At 59.2% G+C, this 16,989-nt stretch carries 16 protein-coding genes; 13 read left to right on the forward strand and 3 right to left on the reverse strand.

Annotation, left to right across the window (positions count from 1 at the left end):
• Positions 1-20: 20 nt before the first annotated feature.
• Positions 21-1,091: an LLM class flavin-dependent oxidoreductase gene (locus AKG12_RS11695; protein WP_052818921.1), complete on the reverse strand. Its 1,071-nt coding sequence runs from the start codon at positions 1,089-1,091 to the stop codon at positions 21-23.
• 330 nt (positions 1,092-1,421) lie between these two features.
• On the opposite strand from AKG12_RS11695, the gene AKG12_RS11700 reads away from it, so the two are divergent.
• The 6 genes from AKG12_RS11700 (at position 1,422) to AKG12_RS11725 (ending at position 6,643) form a co-directional block, all read left to right on the forward strand.
• Positions 1,422-2,045 (forward strand): alpha/beta hydrolase, encoded by a 624-nt coding sequence (locus AKG12_RS11700; RefSeq protein WP_052818922.1) that lies wholly within the window; start codon positions 1,422-1,424, stop codon positions 2,043-2,045.
• Between the two features lie 229 nt (positions 2,046-2,274).
• Complete coding sequence (locus tag AKG12_RS11705; RefSeq protein WP_052818923.1) at positions 2,275-3,204, forward strand: sulfurtransferase; 930 nt, start codon at positions 2,275-2,277, stop codon at positions 3,202-3,204.
• A 75-nt stretch (positions 3,205-3,279) separates the two neighbouring features.
• Positions 3,280-4,458: a YeeE/YedE family protein gene (locus tag AKG12_RS11710; protein ID WP_052819077.1), complete on the forward strand. Its 1,179-nt coding sequence runs from the start codon at positions 3,280-3,282 to the stop codon at positions 4,456-4,458.
• Positions 4,459-4,636: 178 nt separating this feature from the next.
• Positions 4,637-4,834: a hypothetical protein gene (locus tag AKG12_RS11715; protein ID WP_052818924.1), complete on the forward strand. Its 198-nt coding sequence runs from the start codon at positions 4,637-4,639 to the stop codon at positions 4,832-4,834.
• A 267-nt stretch (positions 4,835-5,101) separates the two neighbouring features.
• Positions 5,102-5,647: a flavin reductase family protein gene (locus AKG12_RS11720; protein WP_052818925.1), complete on the forward strand. Its 546-nt coding sequence runs from the start codon at positions 5,102-5,104 to the stop codon at positions 5,645-5,647.
• Between the two features lie 51 nt (positions 5,648-5,698).
• Entirely contained in the window at positions 5,699-6,643 is a 945-nt protein-coding gene (locus tag AKG12_RS11725; RefSeq protein ID WP_052818926.1) for an acyl-CoA dehydrogenase family protein, read from the forward strand.
• A gap of 7 nt (positions 6,644-6,650) precedes the next feature.
• On the opposite strand, the gene AKG12_RS11730 is transcribed toward AKG12_RS11725, so the two are convergent.
• Complete coding sequence (locus tag AKG12_RS11730; protein WP_046801485.1) at positions 6,651-7,100, reverse strand: RrF2 family transcriptional regulator; 450 nt, start codon at positions 7,098-7,100, stop codon at positions 6,651-6,653.
• Between the two features lie 304 nt (positions 7,101-7,404).
• Here AKG12_RS11730 and AKG12_RS11735 point away from each other — a divergent pair, with 304 nt between their 5' ends.
• From AKG12_RS11735 to AKG12_RS11770, 7 genes are all read left to right on the forward strand, one after another.
• Positions 7,405-8,409 carry an LLM class flavin-dependent oxidoreductase gene (locus AKG12_RS11735; protein ID WP_046801444.1) on the forward strand — a complete coding sequence of 335 codons (1,005 nt, stop codon included), beginning with the start codon at positions 7,405-7,407 and terminating at the stop codon, positions 8,407-8,409.
• Positions 8,410-8,431: 22 nt separating this feature from the next.
• Entirely contained in the window at positions 8,432-9,772 is a 1,341-nt protein-coding gene (locus AKG12_RS11740) for an LLM class flavin-dependent oxidoreductase (protein ID WP_052818927.1), read from the forward strand.
• Between the two features lie 81 nt (positions 9,773-9,853).
• On the forward strand, positions 9,854-11,041 hold the full coding sequence (locus AKG12_RS11745) for a M20 aminoacylase family protein (protein ID WP_052818928.1): 1,188 nt from the start codon (positions 9,854-9,856) through the stop codon (positions 11,039-11,041).
• A gap of 21 nt (positions 11,042-11,062) precedes the next feature.
• Positions 11,063-11,620 carry a GNAT family N-acetyltransferase gene (locus AKG12_RS11750; protein WP_052818929.1) on the forward strand — a complete coding sequence of 186 codons (558 nt, stop codon included), beginning with the start codon at positions 11,063-11,065 and terminating at the stop codon, positions 11,618-11,620.
• A gap of 12 nt (positions 11,621-11,632) precedes the next feature.
• Positions 11,633-13,435, forward strand: coding sequence for an amino acid ABC transporter permease/ATP-binding protein (locus tag AKG12_RS29360; RefSeq protein ID WP_082178816.1), 1,803 nt, complete (start codon positions 11,633-11,635; stop codon positions 13,433-13,435).
• A 22-nt stretch (positions 13,436-13,457) separates the two neighbouring features.
• On the forward strand, positions 13,458-14,396 hold the full coding sequence (locus AKG12_RS11765; RefSeq protein WP_052818930.1) for an ABC transporter substrate-binding protein: 939 nt from the start codon (positions 13,458-13,460) through the stop codon (positions 14,394-14,396).
• Positions 14,397-14,514: 118 nt separating this feature from the next.
• Complete coding sequence (locus tag AKG12_RS11770) at positions 14,515-15,450, forward strand: ABC transporter substrate-binding protein (protein WP_052818931.1); 936 nt, start codon at positions 14,515-14,517, stop codon at positions 15,448-15,450.
• 86 nt (positions 15,451-15,536) lie between these two features.
• Here the strand turns inward: AKG12_RS11770 and AKG12_RS11775 are convergent, their stop codons facing one another.
• A complete protein-coding gene (locus tag AKG12_RS11775) occupies positions 15,537-16,862 on the reverse strand; it encodes an NAD(P)/FAD-dependent oxidoreductase (RefSeq protein WP_052818932.1) in 1,326 nt (441 codons plus the stop codon).
• Between the last annotated feature and the right edge of the window lie 127 nt (positions 16,863-16,989).

Here is a 16,989-nt window from a genome sequence, read left to right on the forward strand (position 1 = left end):
GCCCATGTTCAAGCCGCGCATCAATCCCGCAACAGCGGTAGCAAGCTGTCGCCCTGCCGTTCGATCTCCTTCAGGTAAGGCGTGTCGGAAAGCACGAAATGGGTGATGCCAAGCGCGCGGTATTTGCGCAGTGACGCCGCGACGTCTTCCGCCGAACCTACCAGCCATGTCGTTGCGGCACCGCCGCCGCCGAATTTGCCGGGCGCTGTATAGAGATTGTCGTCCAGCACGTCGCTCTGACGGTGCAAATCCAGCAGCCTGCGTTGGCCGATTGCCACGCCTTGCAGATGGTCGTTCCAGCGCGCTCCGTTATTTGCCGCCATCTCGGCAACCTTTGCTTCCGCGTCGCGCCATGCTTCTGCCGTCGTCTCACGCACCAGCGTGGTGATCCGCAGGCCGAATTGCAGCGGCGCCAGATCGCGGCCAAGCGTTTCACTGAAATGCCTGAGCCTTTCTATCCGTTCGCCCACACCGGCGAGCGGCTCGCCCCAGAACAATTGTACATCGGCCTCGGTTGCGGCGACCTGCTCGGCCGCCTCGGATGCGCCGCCGAAATAAAGCTTCGGGTGCGGCCGGCCTTCGCGCGCGGCGATGCGCGGCGAAACCGTGGAATTCCTCACCTGGAAATGATCGCCACTAAAAGTGACGTTTTCCTCCGACCAGAGCCGCCGCAGGAGCCGCATGAACTCTTTCGTGCGCGCATAACGCTGTGCCTGATCACCTTCTTCATCGCCATAGGCAGCAAGCTCGTCGCGACCCGAGACGACATTGATCCGTACCCGGCCACCCGAGAGCTGATCGAGCGTGGCGGCGGCGGATGCGAGATTGGCAGGCTTCCAGTAGCCGGGGCGGATGGCGATCAGCGGCTCGAAGGTGGTGGTGCGCGCCGCAAGCGCTGCCGCCACCGTGAATGTGTCGGGCCGGCCCCAGCCGGTGCCGATCAGCGCGCCTTTCCAGCCATGATTTTCCAGCGCCTTTGCGTGGCTGGTCAATGTATCGAGGCTGTTATGGTTGTCGCTGACGGCATCGCCCCTATGGCCGGGTTTGACGTCATTGGGGATGTACCAGAGAAATTCGCTCGTGCTGCTCACATTATCCGCCTGAATTTTCGTTTTCTGTCGCCGTGCGAGAATGACAAAGCAGCGGCGGATGGGCCAAGCAGCGGTGTCTCATTTGATGTGCGCCGGAGGAAAAGCTTTCCGCAGGAGGTGAATATATTGCACATATTTTCTATGTAAAAAATGTGAGTAAATGATTCCGTCTGAACAGGAATTTATCGGCGGTTGAGAACGCATTTTCTTCTGTATCGAATTTCTTCAGATCGATTTTTTCTTTGATCCAGAAAGGTGAGCAAGCGAGCATTCGACTGGAATCGTAAAAATCATCATGCTTTGCACGGACCACCCAACCACGGAGCAGGCATGTGTACCACCTTGATTGTTCCCGGACTGAACGGTTCGGATGAAGGGCATTGGCAGCGGCACTGGCTGCTGGATGATCCTGCAGCGCAGCTGGTAGATCAGGATGACTGGCAATGCCCGGTTCTCGGGGATTGGCTTGGCCGTCTTGAAACAGCACTTGCCTCGGTCGATAGCGCCTATGTCGTCGCCCACAGCCTCGGTTGCGTGCTGGTCGCGAATATGGCCTCCCGGCCTGCGGCGGCAAAAATTAGAGGTGCGCTTCTTGTCGCACCGGCCCATCTCGACAGGGTGGAAGCGATGCATCCCTGTATTGTCCGGTTCGGGGTCTTTCCTCTAGCGCCGCTTGCCTTCCCCAGTCTCGTCGTCGGCAGTGTGAACGATCCCTATATGAGCCCGGAAGAACTGGCGCACACGGCCGCCAGCTGGGGAAGCGATCTCGTCAATCTCGGCCCGGCAGGGCACATCAATATCGCGGCCGGTTTCGGAAGGTGGCCAGAGGGATATGACCTGCTGGCGCGCCTGAAAGCGGGAGCGGGCTCCCAATCGCCTACGGCCAGATCGAGGATACGGGGATTGCCGGTGGTTCGTGGTGCGCATCTTCAGGGTGATGCAAGCGCGTTATAATCCATCGGCTCATGAAGGGTTATGTTTCAGCTCAGTCCTTTTTGTCAACGATATACAACCATTAAGAGCTTTATTGCTGTTTTATCTGGCATAAATTTCGAATCTCACCTTTTGATTGTTTCGAGTGGCTGCATTTATTTTCTACAGAAAATATAAAAAACTGTTTCTTCGCTCCGGACGATTTTGTTGCGACCTTTCAATGGTCATCAAATCAGGAAGGGGTAAGGGAATGTCCAGGATCAAGTCTGTAGCGTCGGTTCTCGGCGGATTGTTGTTGTCCACGGTATCGCTGTCTGCTGCCGGAGCATCGGAGGCGCTGGTAACGGCCGATTGGCTGAAGGAAAATCTCGACAATCCGAAGGTCCGGGTGTTTGAGGTCAGCGTCGATACCGGCGTCTATGAGCGCGGACATATTCCCGGTGCGGTGAACCTCAACTGGCATACGGACCTCGTCGACAAGGAACGGCGTGACATTGCCGCGCGGGAAAATTTCCAGTCCCTGCTGCAGAAGGCCGGTGTCGGTGACGATACGACGATCGTTCTTTATGGCGACAACAATAACTGGTTCGCCGCCTGGGGTGCATGGGTTTTTGAAACCTATGGCCTTGGTGACCGGGTGAAGTTGCTGGATGGTGGTCGCAAGCTCTGGGAAGCGCAGGGCCTGCCTTTCGACACATCGGCACCCGCAACGGCTGAAACGAAGCTGAAGCTTGGCGAACCGGACACGTCGGTGCGGGCGCGGTTTGTTGATGTGGTCGCCGTGGCCGAAGGCAAACACAATATCAAGCTGGTCGATATTCGCTCGGCGGACGAATATTCCGGCAAGATTTTCGCACCCGATGGCGTCAAGGAGCTGTCCGTGCGCGCCGGCCATATTCCCGGCGCTGTCAACGTGCCGTGGGGCACCATCGTCAACAAGGATGGAACCTTCAAATCTGCAGACGAGATCAAGGCGATCTATGCGGAAAAGGGCATCGACGGCTCTGCTCCGGTCATCACCTATTGCCGTATCGGCGAGCGCTCCAGCCACACCTGGTTCGCCTTGAAGAAGATACTTGGTTACGACGTCCGCAATTATGACGGCTCCTGGACCGAATATGGCAATGCGGTCGGTGTTCCCATCAGCAATCCGACCGGCACGGTCTGGACGGGCAAATAAGCCGCAGCCTTCCTTTTTGAAGCCGGTGCGCCAGTGCGGCGCATCGGCGTTTTCTCCTGCCATATCCGGTATTTCATGCATCTTACCTTTCGCCGCTCCGCGGCCTTCGCCATTTTATGCACGCTGACTGTCGCTGCTCACCAACTGGGGACGCTTGAAAATGGCAGGCAGCTTGCATTTTCACTGTTGGCCGGTATCGCTTTCGGCATCGTGATGCAGCGCGGGCGGTTCTGCTTCCTCTGCAATTTCCGGGATTTCATCGACGACAGGCGCTCGGATGGCGTTCTTGCAATTCTCGTCGCACTTCTTGCGGGCGTGGTGTTTTATCAGATCATCACCATCGCGTGGATGCCGGTTCCGCAGCCCGGCCGCCTGCCGCCAAACGCGCATATTGGCCCGGTCGGCTGGGTTCTGGCGTTGGCGTCGACGGTTTTTGGTGTAGGCGCTGCACTTTCTGGTTCCTGCCTGTCGGGACATTTCTACCGGCTGGGGGAGGGAGCCTTTGGTTCCGTTGTTGCCATTGCCGGTGCAGCCCTCGGTTTTTTGTTGGCTTTCCTCAGCTGGAATTTTCTTTATACGCTCAGCGTTTTCAACGATCCGCCGATCTGGCTGCCGCACCATCTGGGATATGGCTTGGCGCTGCTGCTTGCCGGCTTCGTTTTGGCCGGGCTAATCTTCATTGTTCTCTTTTTCGACAAGACGGCGCCTGTTCCAATGGGCTTACCGGAAAACCGGCTGCAGCAGGCCCTGCGAAGCGTTTTTGTTGAACGCTGGCCGCCTGTCGTCACCGGGGTTCTGGTTGCAGCTGTCAGCGCCTTCTCCTATTTCCGCGTCGCGCCGCTTGGGGTCACCGCCGAACTCGGCAGCATCGTCAGAACGGCCGGCGCATCCGCGGCGTGGGTGCCGGAAACCCTTGCGGGCCTCGACACGGTGCGCGGCTGCATCAGCGCGGTGAAAACCACGATCCTGTCGCCTAACGGCGTCTTCGTGCTGGGGCTGGTCCTTGCGAGCTTCGCTGCCGCACTTTCGGCGGGAAAATTCCAGCCATCCTGGCCGTCTGCCGGCGGGTTGGTAACCCGTTTTGCCGGAGGTGTGTTGATGGGCTGGGGTGGCATGACCGCGCTTGGCTGCACCATCGGCGTGCTGCTGTCGGGCATTCATGCGGGCGCGGTGTCGGGTTGGGTATTTTTCCTTTTTTGTGGTCTTGGCGCTTTCGCAGGCCTCATTATCAAACGTCGGTTTGCGTGGCCGTGACGCTCATGTGCTGAAATCCTGCCGATTCTGGCCTGCGAAATGGAATTTTCCGCATCCGGGCAACCTTAGTCCGCCTTTGCAGGCTGCCGACCAATTATAGAATAGTAATTTTATGGAAAATATTGACGATTTTGGATCGTCGCCGGAGGATAGTGGACGTTGAGCAAAGGAGGCGCACATGCCGCAGGGATTTCATGCGTTTACTTTCGATCTGTTTGGTCTGACCCGGCGTCGGCCGCACGCAGATGAGCAAGGTACTCTTAATCCGCTGGATCATTCCGGGCGTATCAGGCAGGGAAAAAGCGATCTCGAGCTTGAACGGGAAGAAATCTGCGAAATGAACTTCGCCATGCTCAGCCTGTATCCGGTTTTCTGAGGTTGCAGGCTGGCGGTGTGACGAGGCTCGTGGGGGAGACAAACACTCCCCTCTTCGGAAAAATTGGAACGAAATTTCTTATATAGCCGGGGGAATTGGCTACTCTCTTTTTTGTCCGGTTTCTTGCCGGCCGGGTTGAGCAAGAAAGGGTCTGATAGATAGAACATTATTTCCATAGAATATAAATATTATGGAAAACGATGTCTATTTAATCCCCCGCCGCCGCTGCTAGCTATTGGACAATCAAGCTGTTTTCAGGAGCGATCGATGACACTGCAATATGCGGCCAAGGATCAACAATTCATCAATCTTCGCGATCCGGTCTCGGGTAAGGCGGCGGATGCCGACAGCCTCAAGGCGGCGCTGAGAACGCTCGGTGGCGGCGTCAGCGTCATCACCGCCGGAGAAGGCGAGGCGCGCACGGGTGCGACGGTGACTTCGGCCACCGCCCTGTCGGTCGATCCGCCGAGAATTCTGGTGGCGCTCAACCGATCATCTTCGACATGGCCGGTGGTGCAGCGTTTCGGTCACTTCGCCGTCAACATCATCGGCGCGAACCACCAGTTCATCGCCAACCAGTTTGCGGGCATCGGCGGCCTGAAGGGTGCGGATCGTTATCGCGGCGCGGAGTGGACCAGGCTTGCAAGCGGCGCGCCCATCCTTGAGGACGCCGTTGCCGCTATCGATTGCACCATCGAAGAGGCAATCGAGCGGCACAGCCACGTCATCATCATCGGCAAGGTGGAGGCGATCCGTATCGGCTCCGGACATTCGCTGGTCTATCAGAACGGGCGTTATCATTCGCTGGACTGAGTGACGGCCATTCAAGCGCTTTCAACGGGTTATTTTTTGAGGGAGTTGAGCATGGGATCTGTCACGCCGCTCGGCGAAAGAATTCGTTTCGTTCCTCCACGTCTCGGCGCGGATGGCGATGTGCTGACCGTCGCCCGGGCGATTGCCGGGAAATGTCCCTTCGAAAATAGCGGGCAGATCCAAGCGCGGATCGCCCGTTCCGGCCTTCTTGCCCTCTCCGTTCCGAATGAACTGGGTGGAGCGGATATAACCAACGATATTCTCGCGCAGGCAATTTCGATTATTGCTGCCGCGGATTCGGAGGCGGCGCGTGATCTGGTCGAACATTTCACTGCGCTTGAATTTATCCGGAATGCCGGCGGCGAAGAGCAACGCAAGGCCCTCTTTACCCGTCTCGATCTTGGCGAAACCTTCGCTCTTGCTTCCTCCGATCTCAGCGCGGAGCAGACGGTTTTAACGAACGACGACGATTTCGCCCGGCGGCTTCCCGACGATGTTGTGCGCTCTGTTGCGACCGATGCGGACTGGATTGTCGTTCCGGCAGTTAATGCGGCGGGAAAAAACCTGCTCGTGGTCTTGCGCAATCGACCGGACACATCATGGGATGGCCTGCTGCGCGCCGATCAGGTTACGTTTCTTGCGGAGGGCGCAGGAAATCTCGCCGCCTCCGTCTCCACCCTGTTGAATGCGGCGGTGGCCCTGGGTGAAAAACAGCGTGAACTTTCGACCCTGCTGATTGACCGATTGGCAGACGAAGGCGCGGCGCGTCCCGTCATCGGCGAGGTTTTTCTCGCTATTGAACTGCTGAAGGCGCAAATTTCCAGCCTGGCGGCAAATATCGACGCGGCGCAGGTGGGCTCGGAGAACGTTACCTTTCGCTCCGTCAGAAACAACGCCATCACGCTTGAAATCCTGATGGCACGTCTCGGCCTTATCGATGGCCTGAGCGAATCCGGGCTGATTGCCTCTCTGGAGGATGATCTGCGCCGGCAATAAGCGAAGCCTATTTGCCAGCAGGAATGGAAAGTGCGTCCTGCCCATCCTTTGCGACGAATTGTGCGAGCGTCATGTTATCCAGAATGGTTGCGATGGCGTCACGCACGTCCGTCATCGAAACCCTGACCTGACAGGTCTCGGGATCGTCACAGTCGTCGCAGGCTTCAAAGGCGGTGCGGCTGGCACAGCGAATGGGCGCCAAAGGCCCGTCCAGCGTGCGGATGACCTGGCCGATCATGATTTCGGATGGCATTTTCGATAGGGAATAACCGCCATTCGGTCCCTTCTTGGAGCGCAGAATACCGCTGTTGCGCAGCTCCAGAAGAATGGTGTCCAGAAATTTCTTCGGAATATTGTTGCGCGTGGCAATCTCGGTCACGAAGGCGGTTTCTCCCTGGGGCAACCGCGCCAGATCGACCAGAGCCTTTAATCCGTATTTGCCTTTTTTGGTCAACATCGCCTGATCCGCAAAGAGGGCCGGCACATTCCGCAACGCCGGCCATATTATTCCTAACTTACTAAGTAGTTTTTAGCGAATTCCGGCGCAAGCCGTTTCCTCCGGATATGGCCTTGAAAACCGCCTGTTTTCCGCCTTTTCGACGTCGCATCTCCGGCGCTGCGGATATTTTTTGCCAGAACCGGTTTCCAGAATCGTGACGGAAAACAATATTTTCTCTGATCGCGTCGCAACGTGGAACGAACGTTCTTTATTAGAATATAAAATCAGTAGACAAAGTATGCATCAAAAGACGTGCGAGGTGATGATGTATACTCTCAGTTTGCTGGATAAGAGCCCCGTTTCGGCGGGTGAGGATGCGGCAGGCGCATTCCGCGACACGATCAATCTCGCCAGGCGCGCCGAAGATCTGGGGTACCGTCGGTTCTGGGTGGCTGAGCATCACAATTCGCCGGAGCTTGCCGGTTCCTCGCCCGAGGCGCTGGTGGCGTGGATTCTGGCGAAGACATCCCGCATCCGCGTCGGTTCAGGCGGCGTGATGCTGCAGCATTACAGCCCCTATAAGGTTGCCGAAGTCTTCAACGTGCTATCGGCGCTTGCGCCCGGCCGGGTCGATCTTGGCGTTGGCAAGACGCCGGGCGGTTTGCCGCTGGCAACCTCAGCCCTGCAGCAGGCTTATGACCCTGAGCGAAAGCCGGGTTTCGAGACAGCTTTCGGGGAACTCACCACATTCTTGTCCGGTGTCGCGCCGCAGGATCACGCGCAGGCCGGATTGCAGGCAACGCCGGCGCCGCCGGTTGCAGCGGAGAGATTTCTGCTCGGCGCCAGCCCGGAAAGCGCAAGGCTCGCGGCCTCAAAAGGGTGGAACTTCGTTTTTGCCGGCCACCTCAATGGTGATCCGGAGGTTCTTCGCCGCAGCCTTTCGGCTTTCCGCGAGGAAAGCGGCGGAAACGCCCCGATCCTTGCCCTGTCGGCTTTTGCCGCGAGTGACCCTGACCATGCCGCAAGGCAGGTGGAGGGGCAGCGCATCTACCGGGTGTTTTTGAGCGATGGCAGGGCGTTCAACCTCGGCCGGCGCGAGCAGGCGGAAGAGTTCGCCCGCCAGTCCGGTGACAGCGATTATCGCATCGAGGAGCGCAAGCCCAACGTCCTGCATGGTGCGCCGGAAGATATTCACCGGGCGTTGCGTGCTCTTTCCGAAGAACACGGCATCGAGGAATTCATCATCGAACCGCCGCATGTGGGAGCCGATCAGCGGCTTGCCTCGATTGAACTCTTGGCCACGCATCGCCTTTCCCGGGCGGCGTGATCTTGTCCTCAGGAGAAATGACATGACGAGAAAGAAAATTCGTTTCGGTATCATGCTTCAGGGTCCCGGCGGGCATATGAACGCCTGGCGACACCCCAAAAGCCCGGTCGATGCCAGCGTCAATTTCGACTTCTTCAGGAAGACGGCGCTGAAGGCGGAGGCCGCCGGCATCGCTTTCGCTTTTGTGGCGGACGGGCTTTACATCAACGACAAGTCGATCCCGCATTTCCTCAACCGTTTCGAGCCGTTGACCATCCTTTCGGCGCTTGCCTCAGTTACCTCGAAGATCGGTCTCGCGGGTACTGTTTCGACCTCCTATAGCGACCCTTTCACGATCGCCCGCCAGTTCGCCTCGCTCGACCTGTTGAGCGGCGGCCGCGCCGGATGGAATGCCGTGACGACGCCGCTTGAAGGCACGGCGAAGAATTACAGCCGCAATCATCCGGAACATGCGTTGCGCTATGAGATTGCCGATGAATATCTCGAAGTCATCAAGGGGTTGTGGGATAGCTGGGACGACGACGCCTTCGTGCGCAACCGGGAAAGCGGACAGTTCTTCGAGCGCGACAAACTCCATACGCTCGGTCACAAGGGGCGGTTCTTCCAGGTGGAAGGCCCGCTGAACATCCAGCGTTCGCCACAGGGGCAGCCGGTGGTGTTTCAGGCCGGTTCTTCCGATGCGGGCATCGGCCTTGCGGGCAAACATGCCGATGCCGTCTTCACCAATTCCGCTTCGCTGGAAGAAAACCAGACCTTCCTCAAGCGTGTAAAGCAGAGCGCGGTTGCGCAGGGCAGATCCGCCAGCGACGTGAAGATTTTCCCCGGCATCGGCCCGATCGTCGGTGAGACGCAGGAAGAAGCGGAGGCGAAATATGACGTCATCCGCAACCTCATCACCATCGAGGACGCGCTTGCCTATCTCGGCCGCTTTTTCGACCACCATGATTTCACGGCCTATCCGCTGGATGAGCCTTTCCCCGAACTCGGTGATATCGGCAAGAACAGCTTCCGTTCAACGACCGACCGCATCAAGCGCCGCGCCAAGGAAAAGAACCAGACGCTGCGGGAAGCGGCGCTGGAGGCTGCGACCCCGCGCGAAGGCTTCATCGGCACGCCGGACAAGGTGGCGGATGAGATTATCCGCTGGGTGGAAAATGATGCGGCCGACGGCTTCATTCTGGGCTTCCCGGTGATTGCCGAAGGGCTGGATGATTTCATCCGCCTCGTCATTCCGGTGCTGCAGCGGCGCGGTTATTTCGACCCGCATCTGGAAGGGGCGACGTTGCGAGATCATCTCGGCCTGCCTTTCCGGGAAAGCGTCTATTCCAGCGGTGAAAGCGGCTCGAACAAGGCCATCGCATAAGGCTGCGGCCGGGCGACGAGGCCGCCGCCCGGCGGAGATTACAGGACGCCGCGCGCAAATGGCCGCGCAGGAGACAGAACCATGAATATCCGCATTGACGGCGCGCGTCCGCAGGACGACGCCGAACGGGCAATCCTTGCCTTCATAGAGGAGAGCATCGCCATCCGGCATGATCTCCACCGGCATCCGGAACTGTCGCTCAAGGAAAAACGCACGGCGGCGCTCGTTGCGCGTTATCTGCTGTCTTACGGATATGAGGTGACGGAGGGTGTCGGCGGTTACGGTGTCGTTGCCACCCTGAAACGGGGCCATGGTGAAAAACGTCTTGGCATCCGCGCCGATATTGATGCGCTGCCAATTCGTGAAGAGACAGGCCTTGCCTATGCCAGCGAAACGCCTGGCGTCATGCATGCCTGCGGTCATGATGGCCACACGACGATCCTGCTCGCGGCCGCCCGTTATCTTGCTGAAACTTCAAATTTTTCCGGCATCCTGACGCTGATCTTCCAGCCCGCCGAGGAGATCGGCGCGGGTGCGAGGGCGATGATAAAGGACCGGCTGTTCGAGCGGTTTCCCGTCGATGCGGTCTTCGGCCTGCACAATTGGCCGGGTGTGGAAACCGGACAGTTCGGTTTCGTCGAAGGCCCTGCCATGGCCTCCGTCGACAAGGCGCAGGTGCGGATCGTTGGCAAAGGCGGCCACGGTGCGGTGCCGCATGAGACGGTCGATCCGGTCCTCGCTTCGGCAAGCTTCATCACCGCCCTGCAGAGCATCGTTTCCCGCAACGTCGATCCGCGCGAAATGGCAGTGCTGACCGTCGGTTCCATTCATGGCGGAACCGCCTCCAATGTCATTCCCGAGAGCGTGGAATTGCAGATCACCGCCCGGGCTTTTTCACCCGCCGTGCGCGACAGGCTGGAAGAACGGCTTCCGGCGCTCGCCAAAGCGCAGGCGGAGAGCTTTGGCGCCAAGGCGGAAGTTGCTTATTCCCGTGGTTTTCCGCCTGTCATCAATCACGCCGCGCAGACGGTTTTCGCCCACGATGTCGCCAGACGGCATTTTCCAGCCGGGCAGGTCGCGGAAGGGTTTCAGCCGCGCACGGCGAGCGAAGATTTCGCTTTCATGCTGCAGGAGCGACCCGGCTCCTACCTCTTCGTCGGCAATGGCGACAGCGCGCCGCTGCACAGCCCTCACTATGATTTCAACGATGCGATCATTGCGCCTGCGGCACGCTTCTGGGTGCGTCTGGCTGAAGCATACCTCTCCTGACACGAAATTTAGGACAAGGACATGAGCGACAATTTTTTCTACACATCGGTCAAGGATCCGCTCGCAACTCCGCTTCTGGAGGAGTTGCTGTTCGAATATGACAGCCGCTACGGCACGTTCTTCAATGCGGAAGGGGCAAGGGCGGAGCTGAACAAATATCCCCCGGAAGCCTTTAGTCCGCCATCCGGCAATTTCCTGCTGCTGCTGCGGGACGGAAAGCCGATCGCCGGCGGCGCTTTCATGCGTTACGACGAAGAGACCGCCGAGTTCAAGCGGGTCTGGACCCATTCGGCCCATCGTCGGCAGGGGCTGGCGAAGCTCGTGCTTCGGGAGCTGGAGCAGCAGGCAATCCGGCAGGGTTATGCCCGTGTTTATCTGACCACGGGGTTCCGCCAGCCGGAAGCCGTCGGCCTTTATCTCACCAATGGTTATCGCGCCTTGTTCGATACGGCGGCCGACCCTGAGACGATCAGGTCGCTGCCGTTCGAAAAATTTCTTTCCGATGCGGTTTCCGGTCCGGTACCGGACGGCGCGCCGATAACGGCCGTGCATCCGCAGCCCTCTTCCGCCCATCCGTGAAAGGCTCTTTAGATGACAATAGCCTCTGATTTTCCGCATGTGGCGGTCAGCGAGAAGAAGGGCGAGCCGGTTAAAGGCGGTTACGGCCATTTCCGCATCGTTCCGGCCCGTTACCCCTTGCGCACCGTGGGCACGGTTTTTTCCGTCCTGATCATCGCGGCCGTGCTGCATTCCGTTTTCGGCAATCCACGCTGGGGCTGGGACGTTTTTGCCGAATGGTTCTTCGCCGAACCGGTGCTCGTTGGCCTTGGCCGGACGTTGCTATTGACGGCGCTTGGCGCCCTGTTCGGTTTTGTTCTTGGAACGCTGCTGGCACTTGCCCGTGTGTCACGCTCGCCGCTGCTGGTTGCTGTCTCCTGGACCTATATCTGGATTTTCCGGTCGATCCCGCTGATCGTGCTTCTGCTGATCCTCAACAATCTCGGTTATCTCTATGAAACTGTGACAATCGGCGTGCCCTATACCGGCATCAACTTCTTCAGCTGGAATACGACGCAGCTGATGACGCCCTTTGCCGCCGCTGTGCTGGGCCTCACTCTCAATCAGGCGGCCTTTGCATCGGAAATCGTGCGAGGCGGCATCCTCTCGGTCGATCAGGGACAGCTGGAAGCAGCCGCCGCGCTCGGTCTTCCACGCAGGCGGCAGGCGTCCCGCATCGTTCTGCCGCAGGCCATGCGGTCCATCCTGCCAACGGCCTTCAACGACATCATCGGCCTCGCAAAGGGAACGTCGCAGGTCTACATCCTTGCGCTGCCGGAATTGTTCTACACCATCCAGATCATCTATCGCCGCAATCTGGAAGTGATCCCGCTGCTGATGGTGGCAACCGTCTGGTATCTGGTGATCCTGACGGCGCTATCGATCGTTCAGCATCATATCGAACGGCATTTTTCCCGCGGTGCACTGCGCAATCCGCCGCCTTCGCTTTTCGCCACTGTCTACCGCACGTTCCTGCCACGCCGGGCAGCGGCGGAGCCGGCGGCCGTGGCGGCTGTAGCTGCAAAGCGGGAAGCTTCGGTATCTGCGCATGCGGGAGGCTTCCGCATCGGAAATCGTGGCGGTTCGGTGAATATCCACGGTGTTTCCAAATCTTTCGGCACGCTCAAGGTGCTGGATGATGTCTCCCTTTCCATTCCGGCAGGCAGCGTCACCACCATTCTTGGCCAATCCGGTTCGGGCAAGTCCACCCTGCTGCGCTCCATCAACCATCTGGAGCGCGTCGATGACGGCTTTATCGCCATAGATGGCGAGTTGGTCGGTTATCGCCAGCAGGGCGATACGCTTTATGAGCTGAAGGAGCGGGAAATCCTCAAGCGCCGCGTCGAAGTGGGCATGGTGTTCCAGAGCTTCAACCTGTTCCCGCATCTCACTGCACTTGAAAACATCATCGAAGCGCCGGTTGCGGTTCGCGGCATCTCGAAAGAACAGGCCGAGGCCGAGGCGCGCGATCTTCTGGCCCGTGTCGGCCTTGCCGAGAAGGCCAATTCCTACCCACGCCAGCTTTCCGGCGGCCAGCAGCAACGCGTGGCGATTGCCCGGGCACTTGCCCTGCGGCCAAAGGTCCTGCTGTTCGACGAGCCGACATCGGCGCTCGACCCAGAACTGGTCAATGAAGTGCTTGACGTCATCAAGGAGCTCTCCCGCTCCGGCGTCACCCTCATCATCGTCACCCATGAAATCGGTTTTGCCCGCGAAGTCTCCGACAGGGTCGTCTTCATGGAACAGGGCCGCATCGTTGAAACGGGCACACCGGAAAAGGTGTTCAACAACCCTGAACATCCGCGCACGGCCGAATTCCTCGCAAAAGTTCTCTAATCATAACAAAGGAAACACTCACATGGCCTTTTCATCGAAATTATTGTCCCTGCTCGCCGGCGGTCTTTTCACCGCCACCACCGCGCTCATTCCGGCCGCACATGCGCAGGAGGTCGATCTGTCGCCCGAACAGAAGGGCCGGGTGCGCGCCGAAAAGGTTGAGGAGGCAATCAAGCTTCTGCCGGCCGGCCATAAATTCATTGCCGATGGGAAGTTGACGCTCGCGACCGTGCCATTCCGCCTGCCACTGGTCGATTATGCGAGCGACGCTAAAACGCCTGTTGGCGTGGAGCCGGATATTGCCCAGCTGGTTGCCGACAGCCTTGGACTTGAACTTCAGCTTGTTCCGATTGCCTGGGCCGACTGGCCGCTCGGTCTTGCTTCCGGCAAATACGATGCCGTCGCATCCAACATCACGGTGACGGAAGCGCGCAAGGAGAAGTTCGATTTCTCCAGCTATCGCAACGATCTGCTCGGCTTTTATGTGGGCAACAACAGCAAGGTCACATCAATCGGCAAGCCGGAGGATGTCGCCGGGCTGAAGGTGATCGTCGGCGCGGCCACCAATCAGGAGCAGATCCTGCTGAAATGGATCAAGGACAACAAGGCAAAGGGACTGGCCGACACCGAAGTGCAATATTATGACGATCAGGCCGTGCTTGACGTCGCCCTGCAATCCGGTCGCGCAGATGCCTATCTCGGCCCCAATGCCACCTCTGCCTTCCAGGCGGCAAGCCAGAAAAAGACGAAACTCGTCGGCACCTTCTCGGGCGGCTGGCCGGAAGCGGCGGAAATCGCCGTCGCTTCGAAAAAGGATGCCGGCATCGCCGAGGCCATCACCGCTGCGCTGAATGCCCAGATCAAGAACGGCAATTACGGCAAGGTTCTCGCTCGCTGGAATCTCGGCTCGGAAGCCATCACCGAATCCCGCACCAATCCGCCCGGCCTGCCCAAGAGCTGAGCGTGAAAAACCGAGTTCCCAAAAGCTGAGTCGAAGGTGGGACATCACTCAGCCGGTGGCGCGGGCATCCTCCCGCCCGCGCTACCTCCGTCCCGCAATCCTTTATCGGGAAATCATGATGACCTTCACCTCTCGTTTCGCCACGGCCGCGCTCGCCGCCTTTCTTTCCATCTCCGGTTTCGCCCCGGCTTTCGCAACCGATGTCTTCGATCTGTCACCGGATCAGCCCGGTCGTATCAGGGCTGAAAAAGATCCCGGCGCCATTGCCGCCGTACCGAAAGATTTCAAATTCGTCACGCCGGGTAAACTCACCGTCGCCGTTTCTCCCGGCGGGCCGCCATTGGCCACTTATGCGACGGATGCGAAGACCGTTGTGGGCGCAGACCCGGACTACGCGCTTGCCGTGGCCGATAGTCTCGGCCTTGAACTGGAACTTGTGGCCGTGGCATGGGCCGACTGGCCGCTCGGCCTTGCCTCGGGCAAATATGATGCCGTCATCTCCAATGTCGGCGTTACCGAACAGCGCAAGGAAAAATTCGATTTCTCCACTTACCGCCAGGGCCTGCATGGCTTCTTCGTCAAGTCCGACAGCGGTATAACCTCCATCACCGAGCCGAAGGATGCGGCAGGTTTGAGGATCATCGTCGGTGCCGGCACCAATCAGGAGCGCATTCTGCTGAAATGGAGCGACGAGAATGTCGCTGCCGGCTTGAAGCCGATCGAGCTGCAATATTACGATGACGAAGCCACGCGGCTCGTTGCCCTTTCAGCCGGTCGGGCGGATGTGATCGTCCAGCCGCATGCGCAGCTGGTTTTCATCGCCGCACGCGACAAGACTATCAAGCGCGTCGGAACCCTGTCCGCCGGCTGGCCGGAACGCTCCGACGTCGCCATCACCACCCGCAAGGGTTCGGGACTGGCGGACGCATTGACGCTTGCCACCAATGATCTGATCAAGAGCGGCGCTTACGCAAAAATTCTTGATCGCTGGCAGCTTGCGGAAGAGGCCCTGCCGGAATCGCGCACCAACCCACCCGGCCTGCCAAAAAGCTGACTGGTAGAAAAAATGCGGCGGACGGCAATATCCGCAGGTTCGCCTGCGGATATTGTGTTACGCGTCAATCGCGCAGCGCAGAAAACTCAGAAATCCGCGACCTTGCCCCATGACGAACCCAGGAAACGGCTGGGGTGATAGGGAGCGGGATCAACGATCGGGTTTGAACCCGTCACAATATCCGCGATCAGATGGCCGGCACCCGGCCCGATGCCGAAACCATGACCGCTAAAGCCGGCAGCGAGAATGAAACCGGGCAATTCGCTGGTTTCGCCGATGGCGGGCACACCATCCGGCGTGCTGTCGATAAAACCGGCCCAAGCGGCGGAAATCCGGGTTTTGCGAAGTGCAGGCAGAAGTTCCAGCGCTCGTCTATGGGTCTCGCGGATGGCGGCGGCATTGGGTTTCGGATCGAGAATGCGAACCCGCTCCATCGGCGTCGGCGCATCCAGCCGCCAGCGTTTCAGCGTCTCATGGCCGCCGCGAATGCCTTCCAGCCCGCCCGGCCTGAGGCTGCGCCAGCGCTTGAGGAACATCGGAATGAATTCGCGGGCAAAACGCATCTGCTGCGCCGTTGGGTCAATGCGCCCCAGCCCGCTGATGGCGAGCGTGTAACCGCCATCGTACCGCTTCGTTGCCGAGACGGCGGCGGTGTGTAACGCATCCGGCAGACCTTCCGCACCGGGCGTGACCGAGAGGATGGAGGAGCGGACCGAGGCCTGCGGAAAACGAATGCCAAGCTGGCGGCAGAAGGAAGACGCCCAGGCGCCGCCGGACATGATGGCCGTTTTGGTACGGATCGTACCTTTTTCGGTGACGACGGCGCTGACCCGGCCGCCTTCGGTCTCAAGCCCGCGTGCGGCGCAATTCTGATGCACCGTGCCGCCGAGTTTGATGATGGCGCGCGCCACGGCGGGTGCCGCCATGGAAGGATCGGCCGTGCCGTCGGTGGGTGAGAAGACGCCGCCCTTCCAAAATTTGCCCGTGGCGCGCCCGCGCTCGCTTGCCTCATCGGCGCTCAGCATATGGGTCGTCACGCCGGCGGTGAGGGCGAAGTCGCGCCAGCGCGCCCAGCCGGCAAGTTCCGCCTCGTTGTCGCTCAGGTAAAACAATCCGCAGCGGCGAAAGCCGGTGTCTTCGCCGCTTTCATTGGCAAACTGCTCCCAGAGCGCAAGACTCTGGGTCGAAATCGGCAATTCGCGCGCATCGCGGTTCTGCTGCCGGCACCAGCCCCAGTTGCGGCTGGATTGCTCCGCGCCAACAAGGCCCTTTTCCACCAGCGCAACTTTCAGGCCGCGCCGGGCAAGGTAATAAGCGGCGAACACCCCAACGATCCCACCGCCGATAATGACGGCGTCTGCGGCTTTCGGCAGCTCCGGCGATGTCGTGATCTGTTGCAGCGGGGCGGGCATGGGTCGGACTCCTTATATTCGTCCTAATTTACCTTGGCTGGCGTGTAAACGCTGCCAGACTGAGCAGTTTGCCGGAATCTCCTGCTGTTCGTGGCCATGTCTGCAACTCTTTATGCTGCATCAAAAA

This window comes from Agrobacterium sp. SUL3 (genome assembly GCF_001263295.1).
Classification (GTDB): Bacteria; Pseudomonadota; Alphaproteobacteria; order Rhizobiales; family Rhizobiaceae; genus Agrobacterium; species Agrobacterium tomkonis.

Coding starts and splice junctions, on each gene's coding strand:
- AKG12_RS11700 (WP_052818922.1), top strand. CDS start 1,422: ATGTGTACCACCTTGATTGTTCCCGGACTGAACGGTTCGGATGAAGGG.
- AKG12_RS11705 (WP_052818923.1), top strand. CDS start 2,275: ATGTCCAGGATCAAGTCTGTAGCGTCGGTTCTCGGCGGATTGTTGTTG.
- AKG12_RS11710 (WP_052819077.1), top strand. CDS start 3,280: ATGCATCTTACCTTTCGCCGCTCCGCGGCCTTCGCCATTTTATGCACG.
- AKG12_RS11715 (WP_052818924.1), top strand. CDS start 4,637: ATGCCGCAGGGATTTCATGCGTTTACTTTCGATCTGTTTGGTCTGACC.
- AKG12_RS11720 (WP_052818925.1), top strand. CDS start 5,102: ATGACACTGCAATATGCGGCCAAGGATCAACAATTCATCAATCTTCGC.
- AKG12_RS11725 (WP_052818926.1), top strand. CDS start 5,699: ATGGGATCTGTCACGCCGCTCGGCGAAAGAATTCGTTTCGTTCCTCCA.
- AKG12_RS11730 (WP_046801485.1), bottom strand. CDS start 7,100: ATGTTGACCAAAAAAGGCAAATACGGATTAAAGGCTCTGGTCGATCTG.
- AKG12_RS11735 (WP_046801444.1), top strand. CDS start 7,405: ATGATGTATACTCTCAGTTTGCTGGATAAGAGCCCCGTTTCGGCGGGT.
- AKG12_RS11740 (WP_052818927.1), top strand. CDS start 8,432: ATGACGAGAAAGAAAATTCGTTTCGGTATCATGCTTCAGGGTCCCGGC.
- AKG12_RS11745 (WP_052818928.1), top strand. CDS start 9,854: ATGAATATCCGCATTGACGGCGCGCGTCCGCAGGACGACGCCGAACGG.
- AKG12_RS11750 (WP_052818929.1), top strand. CDS start 11,063: ATGAGCGACAATTTTTTCTACACATCGGTCAAGGATCCGCTCGCAACT.
- AKG12_RS29360 (WP_082178816.1), top strand. CDS start 11,633: ATGACAATAGCCTCTGATTTTCCGCATGTGGCGGTCAGCGAGAAGAAG.
- AKG12_RS11765 (WP_052818930.1), top strand. CDS start 13,458: ATGGCCTTTTCATCGAAATTATTGTCCCTGCTCGCCGGCGGTCTTTTC.
- AKG12_RS11770 (WP_052818931.1), top strand. CDS start 14,515: ATGACCTTCACCTCTCGTTTCGCCACGGCCGCGCTCGCCGCCTTTCTT.
- AKG12_RS11775 (WP_052818932.1), bottom strand. CDS start 16,862: ATGCCCGCCCCGCTGCAACAGATCACGACATCGCCGGAGCTGCCGAAA.